This is a genomic window from Dietzia sp. DQ11-71 (assembly GCF_014144995.1).
GTDB lineage: Bacteria > Actinomycetota > Actinomycetes > Mycobacteriales > Mycobacteriaceae > Dietzia > Dietzia kunjamensis.
The window spans coordinates 1-1,250 of the sequence record NZ_JAALDT010000505.1; the positions used below are offsets into that span (position 1 = coordinate 1).

Sequence of the window (1,250 nt, forward strand, 5' to 3'; positions counted from 1 at the left end):
GATGATGATCTCGGCGATCTCCTCGCCCTCGGCCTCCCCACCGACGCGCCGCATCAGGCCGGCGATGCGCAGCTCGTTGGGTCCGATGCCGTTGATGGGGTCGAGCGCCCCGCCGAGCACGTGATAGAGCCCGCGGAACTCCCGGGTGCGCTCGATGGCCTCGATGTCCTTGGGCTCCTCGACCACGCAGATGAGCGTGGGGTCGCGGCGCGGGTCCGAGCAGATACGGCAACGCTCGGCCGCCGCGACGGTCCCGCAGACCTCGCAGTAGGTGACGCCCTCGACCACGGCCTGCAGCGCGGAGCGGAGGCGTTCGACGGAGTCGGGCTCGGCCTGCAGCAGGTGGAAGGCCAGGCGTTGCGCAGACTTCGGACCGATGCCCGGCAGCTTGCCGAACTCGTCGATCAGGTTCTGGACCGGTCCCTCGTACATCGCGCTTTCCTGTGCTCTTGCTGTCCCGACGACGGCTGCGTCGCCGGGTGGCGGGTCCGATTACGGGTCGGAACCCGGTGGCGGGGCCCGGAACGTGCCGGGCCCCGCAGGCTCACATTCCCAGTCCGCCCATCATGTCGCCGAGGCCGCCACCGGAGGCCAGCGGGCCGAGGCGGGACTCGGCGAGCTCCTGCACCTTGGTGTGGGCATCGCCGAACGCGCCGACGAGGAGGTCCTGCAGCGTCTCGATGTCCTCGGGGTCGACGACCTTCGGGTCGATCGTGACGCCGGTGACCTCACCGGTGCCGCGCATGGAGACGGTGACGAGTCCGCCGCCCGCCTGACCGTCGACGGTGCTCGCGGCGATCTCCTGCTGCGCCTCGGCGAGCTGGGCCTGCATCTGCTGTGCCTGCTGGAGCAGGGCGTTCATGTCGGGTCCGGGCTGCATGGCGGGGTCCTTTCGGCGGTGTGCGGGGCAGTGCTGAGTTCATGGCTGGTGTTCAGGCCTGACCCTGCCGGGGCGGCCCCGGTCGGTCGGTTCCCAGCGTAACCGTCCGGTAGGACACCGTGCCCCGGCGCGCGGCGGGGCGGGTGGGTCAGCGCTCGAGCGGGCGGGCCCCGAGGTGCTCCTTGAGCAGGGCCAACGCGATGTCCTCGCCGGTCCGGTGGTCGAGGTTCTGGGGGCCGCTGCGGGCCTCGTCCACCATCTCCTCCTCGCTGACCGGCTGCGGGGGCGGGCTGTTGGGCTCGCCCGGTTCCGGCTCCGGCTCCTCGGGCGGGGGCGGGATGTCGTCGTACCCGCCGCCCGAGCGACCGCC

General features: G+C 72.2%; 3 protein-coding genes. All 3 read right to left on the reverse strand.

All coding sequences use genetic code 11. The features are described from left to right. Positions 1-432 (reverse strand): recombination mediator RecR (recR, locus tag G6023_RS15340; protein ID WP_182636352.1); only part of this gene is annotated, 432 nt, incomplete at its 3' end. A gap of 112 nt (positions 433-544) precedes the next feature. Beyond that, a complete protein-coding gene (locus G6023_RS15345; protein ID WP_067714618.1) occupies positions 545-880 on the reverse strand; it encodes a YbaB/EbfC family nucleoid-associated protein in 336 nt (111 codons plus the stop codon). A gap of 148 nt (positions 881-1,028) precedes the next feature. After that, the coding region (locus tag G6023_RS15350) for a hypothetical protein (RefSeq protein ID WP_182636355.1) at positions 1,029-1,250 on the reverse strand (222 nt) is incomplete at its 5' end.